General features: G+C 29.5%; 13 protein-coding genes, 3 pseudogenes and 1 other annotated feature. Of the genes and pseudogenes, 4 read left to right on the plus strand and 12 right to left on the minus strand.

Features of this window, described 5'->3' with window-relative positions; all coding sequences use genetic code 11:
• Positions 1 to 203: 203 nt before the first annotated feature.
• Positions 204 to 968, minus strand: a complete 765-nt coding sequence (gene adhP, locus ABGF48_RS04480) for an alcohol dehydrogenase AdhP (RefSeq protein ID WP_408105144.1) — start codon at positions 966 to 968, stop codon at positions 204 to 206.
• Complete coding sequence (locus ABGF48_RS04485; protein WP_408105145.1) at positions 899 to 1228, minus strand: alcohol dehydrogenase catalytic domain-containing protein; 330 nt, start codon at positions 1226 to 1228, stop codon at positions 899 to 901. The genes adhP and ABGF48_RS04485 overlap by 70 nt, the downstream gene beginning before the upstream one ends.
• 211 nt (positions 1229 to 1439) lie before the next feature.
• Here ABGF48_RS04485 and ABGF48_RS04490 point away from each other — a divergent pair, with 211 nt between their 5' ends.
• Positions 1440 to 2180, plus strand: a complete 741-nt coding sequence (locus tag ABGF48_RS04490) for an SDR family NAD(P)-dependent oxidoreductase (protein WP_408105146.1) — start codon at positions 1440 to 1442, stop codon at positions 2178 to 2180.
• A gap of 122 nt (positions 2181 to 2302) precedes the next feature.
• On the opposite strand, the gene ABGF48_RS04495 is transcribed toward ABGF48_RS04490, so the two are convergent.
• The 4 genes and pseudogenes from ABGF48_RS04495 to ABGF48_RS04510 all read right to left on the minus strand — a co-directional run bounded on the left by ABGF48_RS04495 (position 2303) and on the right by ABGF48_RS04510 (position 6902).
• A complete protein-coding gene (locus ABGF48_RS04495; RefSeq protein WP_408105147.1) occupies positions 2303 to 3178 on the minus strand; it encodes a 2-keto-3-deoxygluconate permease in 876 nt (291 codons plus the stop codon).
• 88 nt (positions 3179 to 3266) lie between these two features.
• Positions 3267 to 4229, minus strand: a pseudogene (locus ABGF48_RS04500) (YeiH family protein).
• A 55-nt stretch (positions 4230 to 4284) separates the two neighbouring features.
• Positions 4285 to 5679: an argininosuccinate lyase gene (argH, locus tag ABGF48_RS04505; protein ID WP_408105148.1), complete on the minus strand. Its 1395-nt coding sequence runs from the start codon at positions 5677 to 5679 to the stop codon at positions 4285 to 4287.
• Positions 5676 to 6902, minus strand: a complete 1227-nt coding sequence (locus ABGF48_RS04510; RefSeq protein ID WP_408105149.1) for an argininosuccinate synthase — start codon at positions 6900 to 6902, stop codon at positions 5676 to 5678. Before ABGF48_RS04510 ends, argH begins: the two co-directional genes overlap by 4 nt.
• A 91-nt stretch (positions 6903 to 6993) precedes the next feature.
• Positions 6994 to 7222 (minus strand) — a binding site (T-box leader).
• 140 nt (positions 7223 to 7362) lie between these two features.
• Between ABGF48_RS04510 and ABGF48_RS04515 the strand changes: the two are divergent.
• Positions 7363 to 8858 (plus strand): annotated as a pseudogene (locus ABGF48_RS04515) (carbon starvation CstA family protein).
• Positions 8859 to 9059: 201 nt separating this feature from the next.
• Here ABGF48_RS04515 and ABGF48_RS04520 read toward each other — a convergent pair.
• Genes ABGF48_RS04520 through ABGF48_RS04535 form a run of 4 tightly spaced genes read right to left on the minus strand, consistent with a single transcriptional unit; the run spans position 9060 to position 13696 of the window.
• On the minus strand, positions 9060 to 11273 hold the full coding sequence (locus ABGF48_RS04520) for a hypothetical protein (protein WP_408105150.1): 2214 nt from the start codon (positions 11271 to 11273) through the stop codon (positions 9060 to 9062).
• Positions 11274 to 11275: 2 nt separating this feature from the next.
• On the minus strand, positions 11276 to 12076 hold the full coding sequence (locus ABGF48_RS04525) for a metal ABC transporter permease (RefSeq protein WP_408105151.1): 801 nt from the start codon (positions 12074 to 12076) through the stop codon (positions 11276 to 11278).
• On the minus strand, positions 12070 to 12741 hold the full coding sequence (locus ABGF48_RS04530; protein WP_408105152.1) for a metal ABC transporter ATP-binding protein: 672 nt from the start codon (positions 12739 to 12741) through the stop codon (positions 12070 to 12072). The genes ABGF48_RS04525 and ABGF48_RS04530 overlap by 7 nt, the downstream gene beginning before the upstream one ends.
• On the minus strand, positions 12734 to 13696 hold the full coding sequence (locus tag ABGF48_RS04535) for a metal ABC transporter solute-binding protein, Zn/Mn family (RefSeq protein ID WP_408105180.1): 963 nt from the start codon (positions 13694 to 13696) through the stop codon (positions 12734 to 12736). Before ABGF48_RS04535 ends, ABGF48_RS04530 begins: the two co-directional genes overlap by 8 nt.
• Positions 13697 to 14078: 382 nt before the next feature.
• Between ABGF48_RS04535 and tyrS the strand changes: the two genes are divergently transcribed.
• Complete coding sequence (gene tyrS, locus ABGF48_RS04540; RefSeq protein ID WP_408105153.1) at positions 14079 to 15320, plus strand: tyrosine--tRNA ligase; 1242 nt, start codon at positions 14079 to 14081, stop codon at positions 15318 to 15320.
• A gap of 10 nt (positions 15321 to 15330) precedes the next feature.
• Complete coding sequence (locus ABGF48_RS04545) at positions 15331 to 16554, plus strand: AI-2E family transporter (protein WP_408105154.1); 1224 nt, start codon at positions 15331 to 15333, stop codon at positions 16552 to 16554.
• Between the two features lie 115 nt (positions 16555 to 16669).
• On the opposite strand, the gene ABGF48_RS04550 is transcribed toward ABGF48_RS04545, so the two are convergent.
• On the minus strand, positions 16670 to 17275 hold the full coding sequence (locus ABGF48_RS04550; RefSeq protein ID WP_408105155.1) for a superoxide dismutase: 606 nt from the start codon (positions 17273 to 17275) through the stop codon (positions 16670 to 16672).
• Between the two features lie 258 nt (positions 17276 to 17533).
• Positions 17534 to 18070, minus strand: a pseudogene (locus ABGF48_RS04555) (S8 family serine peptidase); the annotation flags it as partial.
• Positions 18071 to 18104 lie beyond the last annotated feature (34 nt).

Consider the following 18104-nt stretch of genomic DNA (forward strand, 5'->3'; position numbering starts at 1 on the left):
CTCCTTGTTTAGATAAAAGCTTGAACACCTTTATTCTATTACTTGGAGAATTTTTTGGAAACAAATCGTATAACTTTTCGTTTCCGCACCCGCGTAGCGGGTGGTTTATTGTTTCGCACGCTTTGCGTGCTCAACCCTCTAAAGAGGAAAAATCAAAAATATCTGTTGGAGAAATCCCCAACAGATATTTTATATTACTATATTTATTTTCTAGTTAGATCTATAACCATTCTTCCTCTTATAGTACCTGCTTCCATTTCATCAAATATATCATTTATATCTTCCATTGGTCTCATTTCACATTTAGGTACAACTAAACCTTCTGCTCCAAATTGGAAAGATTCCTTCAAATCTTCCCTTGTTCCAACAAGAGAACCCACTACCTGAATACCATCTAAAACTAATCTTGGGATACTCAAGTCCATTGATTCTGAAGGTAACCCAACAGCTACTACTCTACCTCCAGATCTAACTGATGCTACTGCATCATTAAATGCAGATTTAGCTACAGCCGTAACAACCGCTGCATGAACTCCCCCTAATTTTTCTTGACAATATTCACCTAGATTTTCTTTAATAGGGTTTATGCATACATCTGCACCATATTTTTTAGCAAATTCTAATTGCCCATCATTAACATCTACTGCCACTACTTTTAAATTAAATACATTTTTAGCATATTGTAAAGCTAGATTTCCTAATCCACCAAGCCCAGATATTACTATCCACTGTCCAGCTTTAGCATTAGTTTCTTTAATAGCCTTATAAACTGTTACCCCTGCACATGTAATTGATGATGCTTCAGCAGAGCCAAGTCCATCTGGAAACTTAACTGCGTAATCAGCTGTAACTAATACTTTTTCTGACATTCCACCATCAGCTGTATATCCAGCATTCTTTACAGTTCTACATAATGTTTCTCTACCTGTTGTACAATATTCACAGTGTCCACAACCTTCAAAAAACATGCCACAGAAGCTCGATCGCCTATTTTTAATGATGTAACTCCTTCTCCACGTTCAATAACTCTACCAATACCTTCATGACCTAATATTCTACCTGTAACATCACCAAAATCAGCATTTTTTACGTGCAAATCTGTATGACATACCCCACAACATTCCATCTCTAAAAGAGCTTCTCCATAGCCAGGTTTAGGAACTGGTCTTTCTACTACTTCCGCCTTGTGGTCCTTAGTTGCCACAATCGCTCTCATTTTTTCGCACATACTACACTCCTTTGTATATATATTTGTTTTATTATACCAGACTGTATTACAACTAGATTATATATCTTAGTCAAAAAAATGTCAATTTTTAATCGATTTATCCCAAATCAAAATAATTCTGTACTAATTGGTCTAAAAATACAAATAAATACTCTCCAATTACTTGAATTAAAGGTTTTATAGTATAGAATAAAAAGAAAAGGGGGTAAGTATGTTTAACTATAAAGACAGAGTTGTAATGATTACCGTGGCATCTTCAGGACTAGGGGTTCAAATGGCTCATGGATTTGCCGAAGTTGGTGCTAATCTAGTTATTCTTGCTAGAAGAGAAGAAAGACTTAAAGAGGTAAAAGAAGAAATTGAAAGCAAATATGGTCTTGAAGTTTTTTACCATAAATCTAATGTAACTAATACTGAAGATATAGATAAAGCAGTAACTTCTATTATAAATCATTTTGGTAAGATAGATGTTCTTGTAAATAATGCAGGTTCATCAAAAGGCGGCCCTGTAAATGAATTATCCGATGAAGATTGGCAATTTACTATGGATATAGATCTTACTTCAGTATTCAATGTAACTAGAAGGGTATCACAAGAAATGATTAAAAAAGAACATGGTAGAATAATTAATATTGCTTCTATATATGGTTTACTTGGAACAAATCAAATGCAAACTGCTTATCACGCTACAAAAGCTGGTGTAGTAAACTTTTCAAGAGCAGCTAGTGCAGAGCTTGCTCCAAAAGGCATTACTGTAAATACAATTTGTCCAGGGTATTTTACAACAGAGTTGACAGAAGATACTCTTTCAAATAATGACTTCAAAACTTATATGAACTTAACTGTACCAATGCATAGACCTAGTAAACAAGGAGAACTTAATGCTGGCGCAATATTCTTAGGTTCTGTAGAAGCGTCATATGTAACAGGTATTGCTTTACCAATTGATTGAGGTTGGTCAAGTGCAAAATAAAACTAGAGTTTTAAAAATTAAATAAATTATTGCTCTAAATTTCTATTTGGGTAGCATATTTATGCTACCCCAATATTATTAAAATAATTATACTCAAATTTCTAAGCCTTTTTAACTAATCTTTTTGATAAATAAGGTGATATTATCGCCATAATAACTCCCCCTAATGATACTATAGCTGCTGCTTTAGTGCTGTATTTAAGCATCAACGGATTGTTTTTTGCCATAATAATAGGTATGCTTGCAGATATCCCTGCTATAGTTGACACACCAATAGAAGATAATCCTTTTCCTTTAAGCAATTTTTTTTCTACAAAACCCATAGGAATAGTTGTAAAAATATAATATAACCCCGCCATTAATATACCTGACAAACCAGCTCTAACCGCTTCAATTAAATTGAGTTTTGAACCAACAGCCCAACCTAATAAGAAGATAATAAAAGGCATTCCAGATGATAAAAACTTTCCTAAATCTGCATCTAAATTACCTATTATAACTCCTAATACAAGAGGAACAACCATAGATACTAATGGCATAAAATCAATATTTATAGGTTGTGTTAAACCAAATATAAGCATTGGTATAACTGGTGTAGCAAAAAGTGATACAAATGCAAATGATGAGTTATCTATATCGTCGCCACAATCATTCATTATAGCTAAGAATAGCGCAGGATTAATAGATGTTAATGTAACAATAAATGCTATCAAACTAATTCCAAAAAAAACATCTAATCCAAATATTTTATAGAACAACAAGCTTAATAAAACACATATTATCGTCCTAAATATCAATAAAACACCATAACGTTTTACTACAATAGTAATATTATTTAATTTTAATGAACTTCCAGAAATAAATATTGTTACTCCTAGTACAAATTCTAGACTATTTCCACTAAGCAAAGCCTCTGTTACTCCTCCTATATGAAATAATGTAGGATAAACAGTATTTATAATAGCTGCAAATATCATTGGTACAAGTAAAGTTCCCCCCTAGAATTTTTTTCATGATTTTCATATACTTAACCTCCCTTTACTATTTTATTTAATAATATAGATTTTAATATAAAATGCCTATTAGTACTATAGTTAGTCCTAAAACCGAAATCCAACTTATTCCTGCCAATATTACAGGTTTAAGTCCTGCTTTTTTTATATCATTAATATGCACCCCTAATCCTATTACTACAAGTGCCAAGGTCATCATATATGAACTAATTGTTTTTATATAATAACTTATTTTCGGAGATATATTTACAAACGTGGCTAATAAAACAGCTAATATAAATAATACAACGAATCCCGGAACTAAAGATATTATCTGTTTAACACCTTTATTATTCTCTTTATTCTTTGTTTTATTATTCGAACTTGTATTCCTTATTTTATATGCAATAATCCCTAAAGTAACAGGAACTATAAACAATGTTCTTACAAGTTTTACTACTGCACCAATTTTTAACGCTTCTTCTGACCACGATGAAGATGTTGCAACTACAGAAGCTGTGTCATTTACAGCTGCTCCAGCCAATATCCCATACATTTGGTCATTGTAATTTAATAATTTACCAATGGAAGGTAAAACAAACAGAGCAACCACAGAATAAATGAACATAGTAGTTATTGAAACTGCAACTTTATCATCTTCAACTTCTAAAATTGGAGATGTAGCTACTATTGCTGAACCTCCACAAATTGATGTTCAAATTCCTAATAATAAAGCTAATTTATGATCTATCTTTAATATCTTATTTACGATAATAGCAACTAAGATTGAAACTAAAATTTCTCCAGATAAAACAATTAAAACTTCTATTCCTACTTTGCTTACTACATTTAATGAAAGAGTAAATCCTAGTAAAACAATACCCCCTTTTAACATATACCTAGTTGCAAAACTATTAATAGACTTATCCAAATAAATAAATATTGGAGTATGTCTAATGATAAATCCTATTAAAATTGCCGAAATCGCTGACCCTAAAATCGGAACCCTTTTTCCAATCTGAATAGCTAAAAACATTGAAATTATTAAAAAAAGTGATCGTTATAACTTTTTTAACCATATTTTTGTTCATTTATTCTCCCCTATTATTTAACTCATCATTAATCGCTCTTTTCACAAAATCAATCTGCCTATTTACCTCTTCTGGATTAGGTCCTCCTAAAACCTTTCTATTTCTTACACATGTTAAAAGATCTATTTTAGTATAAAGATCTTCCTCAAAAAATTCTGATTCCTTTTTATAATCCTCAAGTTTTAAATCTTCCAATCCAATATTTTCTTTTATACATTTTCCAACTATCTTCGCACAAATATGATGAGCATCTCTAAAAGCTACTCCTTTTTCAACTAAGTAATCCGCAAGGTCAGTAGCATTTATAAAACCCTTTTTAGCTTGTTTTTCTATATTTTCCTTGTTAATTTTAAGAGTTTTCAACATTCCTGTAATAATTTTTATACTTAATTTAATTATATCTATACTTTCAAAAAGACTTTGTTTGTCTTCTTGAAAATCTTTAGAATAGGCTAAAGCTAATCCCTTTACCATAATTAATGATTGATTTAAATTTCCTATTATCTTACCACTTTTCCCTTTAATTAGTTCTGCCATATCAGGATTCTTTTTTTGCGGCATAATAGAAGACCCTGTAGAATATTCATCAGACAGATTTATATACGAAAAAGGTTGACTAGTCCATAAAATTATTTCCTCACACAATCTAGATAGATGAATAGCTATTAACGATAAATTTGAATGAAACTCAATCACAAAATCTCTATCGCTTACAGCATCTATTGAATTTTGCATTATAGAATCAAATCCTAATTTTTTTGCTGTATATATTCTATCTATAGGATGTGTAGTTGTGGCTAGAGCACCAGCCCCTAGAGGTGATTGATTTAATCTTCTAAAAAAATCTTTCATCCTTTCTAAATCTCTTAAACCCATAAACGCATAGGTCAAAATATGATGTCCAAATGTTACGGGTTGAGCTGGTTGTAAATGAGTTAATCCAGCCATAATTGTATCTAAATTAGATTGTGCTAAATTCGTAATTTCTTCTATATATTCTACTAAAAGGCTTGTAATTTCTCTATATTCTTTTCTTAAAGTTAATCGGAAATCTGTAACTACCTGATCATTTCTACTTCTAGCTGTGTGCATTTTTTTTCCTACGACGCCAATTCTTTCAACTAATTTAACCTCAATAAAAGTATGAATATCTTCGTAATTTGTGTCTATTTTTAAACTTCCTTCTTGAATATCTTTAGATAAAATTTTAAGCCCATCTACGATTTTTATAACTTCTCCATTATTTAATATATTACAATTACCTAACATTTCCACATGTGCTATAGATGCTTCAATATCTTCAAATACCATTCTCTTATCAACATTAATAGATTTGTTAAATATTTCTGCAATATCATCTAGCTTTCCAGTAAGCATTCCTGACCAAAGTTTCATTGTTTGTCCCCTTGAGCATATACTTTTGTAGCAAGTCCATATAATTTAATAAATCCAGTAGCATCATATTGGTCATATACCTGATCAGCTTCAAAACTTGCCAAATCCTCCTTATATAAAGGATTTTTTGCTTCTATACCATATGGAATAATATTTCCCTTGTATAATTTAAGTTTAACTGTACCCGTTACATTTTCCTGACTAACCTCAATAAATGCATCCATTGATTCCATAATATTTGTAAAAACTTTTCCTCCATAATACAATTCAGCATAATCCAAAGCCATTTTTTGCTTATACTTTAGTGTATCTGGATATACTGTTGCTGATTCTAAAATTTCATGCCCTGCGTATAAAATACTTGCACCAGGATTTTCATATAAGCCTCTTGACTTCATACCAACCATTCTACTTTCAATTATATCACAAACTCCTATCCCATTTCGCCCACCAATTTCATTTAATTTTGTAATCAAACTAACTGAATCTAATTTAATATCATTAATAGATACTGGATTTCCTTTTTCAAATCCTATTGATATTATTTCCGCTTCATCTTTACATTCTTCGAGAGGACACACCCATTTTAATATCTTTTTATAATCAGCTGATTTACTTATATCCTCAAGATCTAGACCTTCATGAGAAATATGCCAAATATTTTCATCTTCCGAATATTTTTCTTCATTTCCAACATTCACCTCTATGCCACGAGCATTTGCATAGGCAATTTCATCACTTCTTCCCTTCATTTCCCAAAATCTCCAAGGTGCTATTACTTTTATTTCTGGTGCAAGAGCCATAATGGATACTTCAAAACGAATTTGGTCATTTCCTTTGCCAGTACATCCATGAACTATAATATCGCTATTTTCCTTTTTAGCTATTTCTACTAAGGATTTAGCTATTATTGGACGAGCTAAAGCTGTCCCAAGATAATATTGGTTTTCGTATTTCGCTCCTGCCTTTAGAGCCTTAAATGCATAATTTCTTAAAAATTCCTCAGTAAGATCTAAATTATAAAACTTGTCTGCTCCAGATTTTAAGGCTTTCTCTTCTAACTTTTTAGAATCTTTTACTTGTCCTAAGTCAGCAGAAACACATATTACTTTTTTTACTCCATGTTCTTTTAACCATGAAATCATAATTGATGTATCTAGACCTCCTGAATAAGCTAAAACGACTTTGTCAGCATTTTTTAAAATTTCATATTCTTTTTTCATTTCCTTCTCCTTTTTTTATTATATTTATAATACTTAATTAAGAAATTCCATATTAATATAGAATTTTATTAAATAAAAAAAGCCCCCACCCATAAAGGACGAAAGCTCGCGATACCACCTTTGTTTATTTATTCCTCACGAAATAAAGCTCTTTAAGTACAATCATACTCTAACTCTGTAACGGGAGTTACCGTATAAGTCTCCTTTTATCGACTTATATGCTCTGAGGCTCTCTTCAACTTACTTCAACTTATCCTCTCACACCAAATAGGACTCGCTTTAAGCATTCATAAATTTACTCTTCTCTTCAATGCATTTATTTTAATTGACAAAATTATTTTAATACCTTTTATTATAAAAGTCAAATTTCTTTTTACAATTTATATCATTAATTTTTAATAATTGCTTAAATAAAAAAAAATATGATAACATTATCATATAAAAATTATAGGAGGATTATATGATTTTATTCATATCTGGAATTATATTATTAGCATTAGGAGGATACATATACGGTAAATACTGTGAAAAAGTATTCGGTCCTGATGATAGAGAAACGCCTGCAATTAAACAAGCAGATGGAATTGACTATGTTGGTATGAAAAAATGGAGAAACCAATTGATTGAATTACTTAACATAGCAGGTACAAGACCTATTTTAGGTCCTATCCAAGGTATACTATTCGGTACTATTGCATTTATCACAATTCCTTTGGGTTGTATTTTAGCTGGTGCAATGCATGACTACTTTATAGGTATGATTTCTATGCGTAACAATGGGCTCAACTACCAAAGCTAGTTACTAAATATATCGGAAAAGGGACTAACGCTGTATACAACTTAGTTAACTGAGTATTACTATTGCTAGTAGGGGTTGTATTTATATATACACCTGGAGACCTTATTGTTAAAGATTTATTAGGCATGGATCCTAATTCCAATACAATATATATTATTTACGGTATAATTTTACTTTACTATATCGCATCAACAGTTTTTCCAATTGATAAAATAATTGGTAGAATTTACCCAATATTTGGAGCTTTATTATTAGTTTCAGCTCTTGGTATATTCTTTGGAGTTTTATTTACAGGTGGTGCAAATTTAAAAGCTATGACTGAAGGGAACTTTTTATCTAAACATCCATTAGGATCTAGATTTATTCCTGTATTCTTCATTACAGTATCATGCGGTATCTTTTCTGGATTCCATGGTTAACAAGTAACTTTAATTTCTAGAACTGTTACTAACGAAAGAGAAGGTAGAGAAACTTTCTTCAATATGATGTTAGTTGAAGGGGTTATAGCTATGGCTTGGGCTGCAGGTGCTATGGTTGTATACAACACAATAGCAAGTAAAGGAATCAATACTCCTGCTACATTAATGGTTGGAGAAATTTCTAGAAAATTCATGGGTAATGTCGGCGGTATATTTGCAGTAATAAGTGTTATTATCCTGCCAATAACTTCTGGAGATACAGCTTTTAAAGCGTTAAGACTTATGGTTTCTGAACAATTTAATATCGATCAAAAAGTTGCTCCAAAAAGAATTCTTTTATCTATATTATTGTTTATACCTGCTGTAGCGATTTTATACTATGCTAAAACTGATGCAAATGGGTTTAATAAATTATGGAGATATTTCGGATTTTCTAACCAATTAACAGGTGTATTTGCACTTTTAGTAATATCAGTATACTTAAAAATTCACAAGAAAAATTTCCTAATAGGATTAATTCCTGGTTCATTTTATACATTTATAGTAACATCATACATTATGCACGCAGATTTAGGATTCAAATTAGATGAGAGATTAGGATTTAATGGTTATCAAGCAAGTTACGCTATCGGAGCTCTCGCAGTAATATTCTTTATATGGTTCGTTCAATTTATCGCTAAGAAAAATAGCAAATTAAAAGAATTTGATGAAGATGTAACTAAGAGTATTAAGATTTAACAAATTTAATAATATTTAAATATTCTAAATTTCTGTTGGGATAACATAAATATGTTATCCCAACTTTTAAGTTTAAAATAAAAATAGTGAAGGGGAATTTTCATTCACCAACACTATTTATTTTAAACCCATTTTTGTATTTAACGATTTTTAATATTGCTTTAATTCTATTTATAAAAAATATCTTAAATTTGTATACTATTACTCATCTTTAGATTTTATAGTATAAACTCTTCCTTGATATTTTATAGAACCATCATCATTAACCTCAATATCTTTAACTGCTGGATAATGTCCTAGTTCTTCATATAGTTCATCAAATAATTCATAAAGTCTATCAAAAGCATCATTTTCATCAATACCTAAAGCTTTAGAAAGTTTTTCTAAATTTTCTTTTTCTTTTTTTTCTTCCATTTCTTTTCTTTCTTCTTGAGAAATAAAGTTTTCTGGGTATTCATCTTCTAAATTTTCTTCTTTTTCTTCTTTAGGTTTTTGATTTTCATTTTCTTGAATTTGAGGATTTAATTCATTTTCATTATCTTGATTTTCAACTATCTCATCTTTATTTGGTTCCTTAAATTCATGATCCTTGAAAAGATTAGGTGTATTATTTTCTTGTATCTCTTCATCTTTTTCTTCTTTATTTTCTTTAGGCTTTATTTCAGGTAAATCTTTTAAATATACAACTTGTCCATCTTTCATTGAAAAATCTTTCAAATGCAATGTTATTGTTTTTCCATTTTTATATACATAAAAATTATTTCCAATATTATATACTTCTAATTTTTCTTCTATACCATATTCTTTCATTAAGAACTTTTGTACAGCCGTTCTATCTATATCGTAATTTACTTCTAAACTTACCCCTTTATTTTGCACTTTATATTTTAATGTAGCAACTACATCTCGTGCAGTATTAGTCCCATATTCTCCAGCTTTTGCATTTTGTATAATTTGATCTATACTTATAGCATGATAGTGATTACCATGTAACCAATAAAATATATCATCATATACGTTATTTGAACCATAAACAGGATATTCTGCATTTCTAAGACTACCAAAATCAGTCATTGCTTGAAGATTAGGATCTAAATATGGTAACACACTTTCCACCAATTTTGCTTCTACATCGCTATATTTAAATTTTTCACTTTCATTAACTACAATATGCTTATTTTTATTTACATTTTCAACGATATATTCAGCGGTAGGATATTTTTCTCTAGGATTTTGTCTTACCACATTTACCTCAACATTACCTCTATATAAATGCCAGTGATCTCCATGGTCCACTATTCTATCAATACCTTCAGGCCACTCTATTTCATCAATATGATGCACTTCTCCATGTGAACCTTTATATTCCCCAATTTGAATTCCCTTAAATATTTCAGGAACTTTATTACTATAAGATATTATTTCTCTATCATCAGTTGTGTAGATATGATAATGATTTTCATGTAATAAAATTTTATTTACATTTAATTTTCTTAAATTTGATTCATCATTTTCAACTGAAATAAGTGCAATTTTCCCCTTAGGTGGATTTTTAATTTTATCAGTATTTTCAGAAGGTTTTTCTAATACCTTTGACACATACTCAGCATTTTCAACAGAATTTTTTATCCTTCTATTTATATTCTGATTATCTCCATGGCTTCCAACATATTGCCCAAATTTCGCATTCGGATATTCTGAACGTGGATCTACATAACTTATAAACTCTTGTCCATCTCTTGTATATATATGATAATGATCTTCATGTTGTAAAATTCTTATTACATCTGAACCTTTTTCATAAACCGAATTATCTTTTCCTGATTTATCATCAACCTTAGTAACAGGATTTGTAAGAACTATTTTCCCTTTTGATGAGCTTCCTCTACTTTGTGAATATCCATGATTATCATCGTGACTTCCTACATAAGTTCCAATTTCTATATTTCTAAAACTTGACTGAGGATTTTCATATGTTAAATATTCATTACCGTCAGATGTATATACATGCCAGTGATCTCCGTGTTTTAAAATTTTTACAACATCCATTCCTTTTAATCTTTCAACTGAAACTACACTAACCAAAGATAGTTTATTACCTGTTTCTAATTTAGCAGGATCAGTATAAGTTATATGCTCTACCCCATCCTTTGTCCAAACATGCCAGTGATCTCCGTGTTTAACTACTCTAACTATATTTTCCTTAGAAATCTCTGCATCAACAAGTACCTCAGTTGTCTTATCTACTTTGTATTTATTTTGTTTTTCCTTAAATACAGGTGATACTGTTTTTAATTCAGATTTTTTAACTTCAGGTTTTTTTTCTTCCTTTTTGTTATTAAAACATCCTGTTGATAAAAAAACAACAGCCGCTAACGATACAATAAATTTATATTTTAATTGTCTTTTATTCAAAATTACCTCCTATTTTTTGTAATAAACATTGATACTATCAAAAATACAACAGACACCAAAACTATAACCGATCCAGGTTTTAAATTATATATATAAGATATAATCAAGCCTGAATACACAAAAATTATAGAAAATATTATAGAAAATATAAGTGTATTTTTATATGTTTTAGTAAATTGCATTGAACAAATTACAGGAATTACTAAAAGAGATGACACTATTAAAGATCCTATAGTTTTTGCAGATATGGATATTGTAATAGCACTCAAAAAAGTTATCATAAAATTTATCATCTTAGTATTAACTCCCAATATATGAGCAGCTTTTGGATCAAATACACTTATATATATACGCTTATATAAAAACATATATATTATAAAAACCAATAATGATATAATCGATACCAATATATATTCTAAATCACTTATTGTTACTATAGAACCAAATAAATAAGAGCTGAGAGAATTACTGTTTCCTATTAAACTTGTGAATATACCTGCTAAACCCACTGATGCCGCTAATATAATCACTGTTGATATTTCTTGATATGCAACTAACCTATTTCTAATAAATTCTATACTCAAGCCAGCAATAATACATGCTATTATTGCACTTAACAAAGGATGTATTCCAAATGCCAATCCTATGGTTAATCCGGCTAATGAAGAATGAGATAAAGTATCACCTATCATTGATAATCTTTTTAAAACTATTGGCAATCCCATACAAGGAAGGATTATCGCTAAAAATGCTCCTACTACAAACGCCCTTCTCATGAACTCATATTCAAATATATCTAACATTTTATTAATTCCTTCCAATCATCAGTATTATGCTTATGTGCTTTTGTAGATTTCAAATGTATTATATAATCAACGTAATCCGTAATTTCAGCTAATTCATGGGTTACTATTACTATCGTCTTCCCACTTTTACTTAATTTTTTCAACAACGAAAATAACTCTCTAGAAAAGTTCTTGTCTATCGCACTTGTAGGTTCATCAAGCAAAATTAAATTTGCATCTTTAATCAATGCAAGAACCAATCCAACTCTTTGTAACTGCCCTCCAGATAACTGAGATAAAGCTTTATCTTTATGATTTTCCAATCCAACCACTTCTAAAAATTTTTCCGCATTTTCTTTTATTTTTAAGTAACTCAAATGATTACTTATAAGTTCATTAATTGTGGTCGGAAAATTTTTGTATGCATTAACCGCATTTTGTGAAATATACGCAATATCACGATAATGATTATCTTTTGAAATATAATCTCCAAAAAGCTTTATTTTACCGGAATTAGGTGTCAAATTACTCAATATTAAATTCAATAAAGTAGATTTTCCACTACCATTTTCTCCTACTATTGCAACAAATTCCCCTTTATTTACCTCAAACGAAATATTATTTAATATATTATCTTTTCCATAAGAAAAAGATAAATTGTCAATTTCTAAAACCTTAGTCATTGAATGATTCCATCAAAGCTTTCAAGTTTAATTCCATCAACTTTAAATATCCCATCTGTGCTTCTTCTTCTGTCAAATTTTCCATAGTATACATAGTCGATGTCTTAGTATTTGTATTTTTCGCTAAAGTTTCTGCAACTTTTGGAGTTGCCTTCCCTTCAAAAAATATGGTTGAAATATTATTTTTCTTTACAAAATCAGCAATAGTTTTTAATTGTTTTGCCGAAGGTTCGTCTTCTGGAGAAATACCTGTTACCGCTACTTGTTTCAAACCATAATCATTAGCTAGATAATTAAATGCTGCGTGGCTAACTACAAAATATTTATCTTTCTTATTAACTTTTGCTAATTCTGTTTCAAATTTCTTATCAAGTTCCTTAAATTTTTCTTGAGCTTTTTCTAAATTAGCCTTATAGTATGATTCATTTTCAGGGTCAATAGATGAAAGTTTCTTATATATAGTGTCTAACTGCTCTATTGCATTTTTAACACTCAACCATGTATGAGGGTTTACCATATCGTTACTTTCGTTTAATCCATCACCTTGTTTTAATAAGGTTAAACCTTGAGATAAATTTAAAAACTTATCTTTATTTCCTACCGCTTTTTCTAAATCAGGAATAAAGCTTTCCATATTTGCACCATTATATACAACTAAATCTGCAGCTATAATACTTTTCATATCATCAGTCTTTAATTCAAATGAATGTGGCTCTTCACTACCTTTTATTATAGTTTTAACTTCCATTTTATCCCCTACTATCATCTTTGTTAAATCAGTTACTGGAAAAAATGTGGTGTATATTAATTTTTTACCTTCCTTACTATTACTTTCCTTAGTAATTTCAGTTTTACTATCAGATTTTGATGTTTGATTATTTTTTTGTCCACAAGACGTCAAAATAATGCAAAATACAAGTAATAAAGCAAAAATATTTATTCTTTTATTCATTATTTGCACCTCCAAATTAATATATTATATAATTAAATGAGAATAATTCTCAATTATTATAATACATCATTTTTATATTTTTATCAATATGGAAATAAAATTTTTCTAAAATATTATCTAGGATGGTTTAAAGTTATTTCAAAAAGGCAGCATAATGCTACAAACAATGCCTATCCCTATCAAGGTACGCTTTGCTTTTCTCCTTGACAGAAACATACATTGTTTGTTAATTATAATTATGCCTTTTGAAAATATTATTAGATTGCTTTCTTGTCACATATGTTTGACAATCCTAGAAATCAATAATATCTCTTAACATCCTTTAATTGACTATATTTCAATATTGCTATACAATTAAACTATATACAATTTTGCGGAGGAAAAGATGAAATACGAGATTAAACATAAAAGTGTATATGATGAATTAGTTGAAAGAGGCTACTTAGATCATTGTACACATGAAGAAGACTTGAAAAAATTATTAATTGAAGAAAAAGTTCCATTTTATATCGGATTTGATGCTACTGCTGATTCGTTGACACTTGGTCACTGGATTCAAGTAATGGTAATGATGAGAATGCAAGCTCATGGACACATTCCTGTTGCTTTACTTGGTGGTGGTACAACTATGATTGGTGATCCATCAGGAAGATCCGATATGAGAATGGTTATGACAAAAGAAAAAATTGATTACAATGCCCAAAGATTCTATAATCAATTCCAAAAATACATTAATTTCTCAGATGGAAAAGCAATCATTGATAATAACGCAAATTGGCTATTAAACTTGAATTTCTTAAACTTCATGAGAGAAATCGGTGTGCATTTCAGCGTTAATGAAATGTTGAAAAAAGATGCATACAAAAATCGTATGGAAAAAGGGTTAACATTCTTTGAATTTTCATATATGCTTATGCAATCCTACGACTTTTTAGTTTTGAATAGAAAATATGGTTGTATGATTCAAATGGGTGGTTCTGACCAATGGTCAAACATTCTTGGTGGTGCTGAACTTGTAAAGAAACACGAAGATAAACAAGTTTATGCTATGACATTCAAGCTATTAACTAGAGCTGATGGTGTGAAAATGGGTAAATCCATGAAGGGTGCTATTTGGTTAGACGAAGAAAAAACTTCTCCATATGAATTATTCCAATACATGAGAAATTCAGATGACAGAGATGTTAAGAAATTCTTGATGTTATTAACATTCGTCCCAACAGAAGAAATTGAAGAATTAACGAAATACAACGATGAAAGAATGAATAAAGCTAAAGAAGTTTTAGCTTATGAAATTGTAAAATTAATTCACGGTGAAGAAAAGGCTAAAGAGGCTCTTGAAACATCTAAAGCATTATTTACAAAAGGTGCTATCGATGAAAACATGCCAACTACAGAAATTTCAAAAGAGGATTTTGAAAACAATAAAGGATTATTGAGTATGTTGACATTTGTTGGATTGACAAAATCAAATGGTGAAGCTAGAAGATTAATTCAACAAGGTGGAATCAAACTAAATGAAGCTAAAGTTGAAGATATTGCTTACGAATTAACAGAAAAAGATTTTGAAAATGATTTAATCATTCAAAAAGGTAAAAAAGTATTCCATAGAATAGTTTTAGCATAGTGGAGGTATTATGTTTTTAAAAAACAGTACAATAGCACCATTTTTACAATATGTATTATTTCTATTGATAATAGTTTTTGTTGGACTTAGTTCATACTATTTAATTTATATAGGAAATAAAAATGTTGAAGAACAAAGAAAAATTAATATAAACTGGAAAAATATACTTAAAATTATTTTAATAGGTATGCTTATAGTTTTTGTAAAAGCTATGTATAAAGAATACCCTATATTAGGAAGCTCCACTTTCGCCGTATTCATATCTGTATTATTAGCTTACTTACTAAATCCTATAGTTAATTATCTAGAACAAAAAGGAATTAAAAGAGGTCTGGGCACAATAATTACCTATATTTCCATCCTGTTAATTTTTGTATTTCTAGGAATAGCAATAATTCCTGATTTGATTAAACAGTCTACCAACTTTATCGTATCTCTTCCAAGTTCGATAAATAAGGCATTGATATCAATAAATGACACACTTCAAAATTGGAACATTAATCCTAAAGTTTTAGAATCACTTAGAACAAATGTAAATGACTATCTTTTACGTACAAGTAATTCTATTCCTACATGGATTTCTACATTAATTACAACTTTACAGGGAAGTATCGAAGCAATAATCATAGGTGTTCTTATTCCTATTATTACCTATTATTTTATAGTAGATAAAGATAAAATTATAAAATCAGTGTATTCGTTAATCCCGCCAAAAATTAGACCGGATGCAAAATATTTATATAAAGAAATCAATTTTGCGATGTTTGAGTTTATAAAAAGTAGAGCGTTGATGTCTGTATTTATAGGTGTTGCAACCTGGATAATGTTAGAAATATTCGGCATACCCTTCGCCTTGATAATCGGATTAATTACTATGTTTGTTGATATTATTCCATATGTTGGACCAATACTTGCAACAGTTCCAGCTCTTGCATTTGCACTTATAAAATCTCCCATACTATTCTTATGGATCGGATTTTTATCATTTGTACTTCAATGGATAGAACAAAATATAGTGGGTGCAAAATTGATGAGTGTATCTTCAGGTATACATGAAGTCGTAATTTTAATATCAATAATAATTGGAGGTGGTATATTTGGTGTATGGGGAATGATACTATCTGTACCTTTTGTTATTATTGTAAATATTCTAATTAACTTTACTTGTATGAAAATTAACGGTGTAACGCCCAAATTTAATCAAAATTCAAAAAAATATTCAAATAAAAAATAAAACAATAATATATTATTGAGGCTGTTGCAAAATAACCAAAAATGTTATTTTGCAACAGCCTCAATTTGTTTATAAATAAATGTTTTTTTATTTTTACGTTTTATAATAAAACTTGTTACATAGACTGATTATATATATCTTCAGCTTTTTTCCAGTTAACTACATAAAAAAATGCATCAATATATTCCGGTCTTCTATTTTGATACTTTAAGTAATAAGCATGTTCCCAAATATCCAACCCTATTATTGGAGTTTTCCCTTCCATTAATGGAGAATCTTGATTTGCGGTTGACATAACTTCTAATTCACCGTTATCTATTACTAACCACGCCCATCCTGAACCAAATCTTCCTACTGCAGCCTTTGAAAACTCATCCTTAAAATTATCAACTGAACCAAATTTCTTCTCAATAGCTTTTTTTAGATTACCATGCGGCTTACAACCATCATTACTTAATATTTCCCAGAAAAATGAATGATTTATATGTCCTCCACCATTATTTCTAACTGCCATTTGTATATCAGATGGAAGTTTATCAATACCACTAATTAATTCTTCTAATGTCATTTCTTGTAAATCTTTATAATTTTCAATAGATTTATTAAGATTATTTACATAAGCAGCATGATGCTTACCATGATGTATTTCCATTGTTTTTGCGTCTATATATGGTTCCAATGCATCATATGCATATGGTAATTTTGGTAATTCAAATTTCATAAATCCCTCCCTTAGAATTTAATCTTAAATATTTTATATAAAATATATACCCTTTTTAAATAAAAAAACACAAAATATTAATTACTAGTAAATTTAAAATCATAAATTTTCCTTAATGTTTTTTATACTTTTAATCCCGAATAATCCTAACACCATTATTAAAACAGGAAAATATAATATAAAATCATCTGAAGTTTTTGGATTTTCACCTACATTATAATTATTTATTTTTTGGCTGCAATTATCATTTTTCAGTATTTAAATTATATTATCATCCTTACCTTTATTGAAATCTTCTTTTATCATTTTTTTAATAGTGTTATTATTTAAATCTTTATCAAAATCTATCTCTGATAAATTTACTCTAATCATATAGCTTCCTACTTCACTCGGTTCATTCCATGCATTATTAATCATTTTATAATAATTTCCCAATCCTTTAGTATCTTCATCAATACCAAGTACAGGATCATTTGAAGTATCATCTTTCTGACTATATGCTACAAAAAATTCATCATCTGAATTACCACCCCACGAAGCATTTATAATCTTTGGTGCCATTTCTGGATGTGCATTTCCAAATTTATCAGTAGGTGCAAGAATCCATTGACCTGCATCAAGCAATTGTTTTGGAGTTGTTTCGCCATCTTTATCAAAAACTTTGGCCGCAATCCATTTTGCTTCCGGTGCTATTCCAAGAAGTGAATTTCCTTTAAGATCATTTCCCAATATCGTACCGGCAACATGATTTCCATGCCCTGTAGCATCAGTTGGTTCTCCACCTTTTATTCCGGTTGTAGCATCAAAAAAACTGTAATATCTCTTATCT

It is taken from the genome of Helcococcus bovis, from assembly GCF_046035835.1.
GTDB classification, from domain to species: Bacteria; Bacillota; Clostridia; order Tissierellales; family Peptoniphilaceae; genus Helcococcus; species Helcococcus bovis.